This window comes from Acinetobacter sp. 809848, assembly GCF_000581275.1.
Taxonomy (GTDB): Bacteria; Pseudomonadota; Gammaproteobacteria; order Pseudomonadales; family Moraxellaceae; genus Acinetobacter; species Acinetobacter pittii.
Genome location: NZ_JEXG01000076.1, coordinates 1 through 3,609 on the forward strand (window position 1 = coordinate 1; position 3,609 = coordinate 3,609).

Below are 3,609 nucleotides of genomic sequence, written 5' to 3' on the forward strand. Positions count from 1 at the left end.
GTGTTTTTGTAGGTCTGGTTCAAGCGGTTAAAGATATGAAAACAGCGATTCAGGCAGCAGGATAGTTGGTTATGTCGAGTATCAATTACGATGAATTAATGCAACCTGTGGTGGCCTTTTTAGGATGTCAAACACCAAATGCATGGTTGGATGAGGCAATCAATAATTTAGATATCTTGATGCAAGATCATGCTAATTGTGAAAAGAAAGCTGCTAGTACAGCAATGAACTTAATGTTCCGCTATAGCTTCTTTCCTGACTTACAAGTAAAACTTGCTCAACTTGTACGAGAAGAAATGCTTCACTACGAACAAGTACTTGAGCTTATGGCTAAGCGCGGTCAAGAGTGGACTGGTTTAAGTGCTGGGCGTTATGCAGGTGGGTTGCGTAAAGAGATTCGTACGTATGAGCCTGAAGCTTTAATTGATGTGCTGGTGATTGGGGCATTCGTAGAGGCTCGTTCATGTGAGCGTTTTTATGCACTTGCTCCGCGTGTAGATGATGAGTTAGGACGTTATTATCGATACTTGCTTAAGTCAGAGTCTCGTCATTTTGAAGACTATCTCGCACTTGCGCTTGATGTAGCAAAAACTGCAAAAATGAAAGATCCTAAAGAGGATATTCAGCAGCGAATTGATCATATCCGTGAAGTTGAAAAGAATCTGATTTTAACCCCAGATAATACTTTCCGTTTTCATAGTGGTATTCCTGCTTAGTCTTGGATGTCTCAAATAAAAAAGTTTACCTTTCACGGTAAACTTTTTTATTAGGTAAGCATGTTCTGCTTTTAGTTTTTTAATGCATATAATTATTTAATAAATATATTTTTTATAGATTTTAATTTCTCTTAAAATTTTTAAAAAACTTTTATTTTTTTAGGCTAATAATAAATATTGTGTAAATATAAAGGCTGATATGTTCATCATGAGTTCAACTGAAATAGTTGATCATTTCTAAGGATATAAGAATGTTAGCATTAGTTACAGGTGCCTCAGCGGGTTTTGGTTATAGCATTTCAAAAAAACTGATTGAGTTAGGATATAACGTTATTGGTTGCGGAAGACGAGCAGAAAAACTAGAAGAACTAAAACAAGAACTTGGTGAAAAATTCTACCCATTAGTATTTGACATGACAGATACGGCAGAAAATATAAATAAAGTATTGGTTGATTTGCCAGCCGAATTTCAAATCGGCCAAATTGATTTATTGGTGAATAATGCAGGTTTGGCATTAGGATTGGAACCAGCAGATAAATCAGATCTAGATGATTGGTACACGATGATTGATACCAATGTTAAGGGGCTTGTTACGATTACCCGATTAATTTTGCCAAGTATGGTAAAGAAAAAATCAGGTTTGATTATTAATATGGGGTCTATCGCAGGCACATATCCATACCCAGGGGGCAATGTGTATGGGGCAACCAAAGCTTTCGTGGAGCAATTTAGTCTAAATCTTCGTGCTGATTTGGCTGGTACTGGTGTGCGCGTAACTAACATTGAACCAGGGTTGTGTGGAGGTACTGAATTTTCTCTTGTGCGTTTTAAAGGTGATGAGGATAAAGTAAACAGTCTATATGATAAAAAGAATCCACTTTTGCCTGAAGATATTGCAAATACAGTAGCTTGGATTGCTTCCCAACCTCCACACATTAATATTAATCGTATTGAAATGATGCCGACCACTCAATCTTTTAATCCTTTAAAAGTGGTTGAAGTGGAATAATAATTTAAGAAGAAAATATATTCTTTCGAGTTAGGTTAGAGCGTTAAACCTAATAAAGACTCTAAGAAAAAATTAAATCCTCTATCTGCTGATAGAGGATTTTTTATAGTTATTGATAAATTTATGGCAAAAAAAAGCCCGCTTTAATGCTGCGGGCTTTTTAGTATTTGGCTCTCCCACCTGGGCTCGAACCAGGGACCTGCGGATTAACAGTCCGTCGCTCTACCGACTGAGCTATGGGAGATTAGTAGATGGCTCTCCAACCTGGGCTCGAACCAGGGACCTGCGGATTAACAGTCCGTCGCTCTACCGACTGAGCTATTGGAGAATCTGATGCGCATTTTATGGATGAAATCTAAAATTATTAAATCATTAGAAAAGAAAAAACCCGCAATAAATGCGGGCTTTGCTTGATTAATATGCTTTTGCTGTATTAAAAATAAAAAAACCACCCCAAATAGGGTGGTTTTTCATAAAGAAATAAAATTATTTCTCTACACCAGCTGGTTGACCTGCAAGTTTTGCATTTGCATAGTCCCAGTTCACAAGGCTTTCTAGGAAAGTTGCGATGTATTTAGGACGTAAGTTACGGAAATCGATGTAGTAAGCATGTTCCCATACGTCAATTGTTAATACAGCAATTTGGCCATGTGCAAGTGGAGTGTCTGCATTAGAAGTTTTAGTAATAGATAATTTACCGTTTACTTCATCAGCAACTAACCAAGCCCAACCTGAACCGAATTGAGTTGTTGCAGCAGCAGTAAATTCTTCTGCAAACTTTTCGTAGCTACCAAAAGCTTCGTCAATTTTAGCAGCGATTGCGCCAGTAGGCTTACCACCACCATTTGGCTTCATGCTGTTCCAGTAGAAAGTGTGGTTCCAAACTTGAGCAGCATTGTTGAAAATACCAGCTTTAGATGCATCACCAGCAGTCGCTTTAATGATTTCTTCTAAAGTTTTACCTTCAAGGTCAGTCCCTTTGATTAAGTTGTTTAAGTTAACAACATAGGTATTGTGGTGTTTATCGTGATGGTATTCTAAAGTTTCTTTACTAATATGTGGCGCTAAATCATCATAGCCATATGGAAGTGCAGGTAAAGTAATGGTTGTCATGTTCCTATTCCTTGCATTTGCTGGGTTATACAATTAAGTGGCTCTATTGTAAATGATTCTGGTAACAATAGGGCATCGTTTTAAAGAACTATACACAATAAAGATCTAATTAATACGCATAACACAGATTGAAAAAAAGACTTAATTAAATCGGATTATTCAATTCAAAATATTCAGCTTCAATTGAAAACTGTTTTGAGATCGCTTGTGCCAAACGCTGAACTCCATAACGCTCAGTAGCATGGTGACCACAGGCGAAATAGTGAACCCCTAATTCTTTTGCTTCATAAAAAGTTCGTTCACTGACTTCACCTGAAATATAAGCATCACAATTTTGCAAAGCAGCTTTAGCAATAAAATCTTGAGCGCCGCCTGTACAGAAGCCTACTTTTTGAATGCTTTGCTTTTCTGCTGGCAAATGAATCACTTTAAAATCAAAACTGTTTTGAAGCTGTGCTTTAAACTCATCTACAGAAACTGCTTGCTCTAAATAACCAATATTACCAATCGGATGTTTCTCGGTTAAATCGAGTGGTTCTAAATTCTTCAAGTTTAGTTTTTCTGCAATCGCTACATTGTTGCCCAAAGTTGGGTGTGCATCTAAAGGTAGATGATAAGCGACTAATGAAATATTATTTTGAATGAGTTTTTTAATGCGGTTGCCTCGCATTCCAGTAATTGGATACGGTTCACCCTTCCAAAAATAACCATGATGTACGAGTAATAAATCTGCATTTTGAGCAATTGCTGCATCAATCGCATCTTCGGAA

The 3,609-nt window shown here is 37.1% G+C and carries 5 protein-coding genes, 2 tRNA genes and 1 other annotated feature; of the genes, 3 read left to right on the forward strand and 4 right to left on the reverse strand.

The features are described 5' to 3' along the window. The 3 genes from J536_RS26325 to J536_RS23405 form a co-directional block, all read left to right on the forward strand. The coding region (locus tag J536_RS26325) for a hypothetical protein (RefSeq protein WP_228130726.1) at positions 1-65 on the forward strand (65 nt) is incomplete at its 5' end. 6 nt (positions 66-71) lie between these two features. Next, complete coding sequence (locus J536_RS23400; protein ID WP_032055220.1) at positions 72-716, forward strand: tRNA-(ms[2]io[6]A)-hydroxylase; 645 nt, start codon at positions 72-74, stop codon at positions 714-716. Positions 717-967: 251 nt separating this feature from the next. Next, complete coding sequence (locus J536_RS23405) at positions 968-1,726, forward strand: SDR family oxidoreductase (RefSeq protein WP_032035927.1); 759 nt, start codon at positions 968-970, stop codon at positions 1,724-1,726. Between the two features lie 168 nt (positions 1,727-1,894). Here the strand turns inward: J536_RS23405 and J536_RS23410 are convergent. The 4 genes from J536_RS23410 to J536_RS23425 all read right to left on the reverse strand — a co-directional run. Further along, a tRNA-Asn gene (locus tag J536_RS23410) sits at positions 1,895-1,970 on the reverse strand. Positions 1,971-1,978: 8 nt separating this feature from the next. Next, positions 1,979-2,054: transfer RNA gene (locus J536_RS23415), tRNA-Asn, on the reverse strand. A 50-nt stretch (positions 2,055-2,104) separates the two neighbouring features. Beyond that, positions 2,105-2,208, reverse strand: a sequence feature (Trp leader region). Positions 2,209-2,212: 4 nt separating this feature from the next. Then, a complete protein-coding gene (locus tag J536_RS23420) occupies positions 2,213-2,839 on the reverse strand; it encodes a superoxide dismutase (RefSeq protein WP_000208083.1) in 627 nt (208 codons plus the stop codon). Positions 2,840-2,984: 145 nt separating this feature from the next. Beyond that, the coding region (locus J536_RS23425; RefSeq protein ID WP_032064145.1) for a Nif3-like dinuclear metal center hexameric protein at positions 2,985-3,609 on the reverse strand (625 nt) is incomplete at its 5' end.

What these genes read in the sequence shown, in the direction of transcription:
- J536_RS23405 (WP_032035927.1), top strand. Translation starts at nt 968, where the DNA reads ATGTTAGCATTAGTTACAGGTGCCTCAGCGGGTTTTGGTTATAGCATT.
- J536_RS23400 (WP_032055220.1), top strand. Translation starts at nt 72, where the DNA reads ATGTCGAGTATCAATTACGATGAATTAATGCAACCTGTGGTGGCCTTT.
- J536_RS23420 (WP_000208083.1), bottom strand. Translation starts at nt 2,839, where the DNA reads ATGACAACCATTACTTTACCTGCACTTCCATATGGCTATGATGATTTA.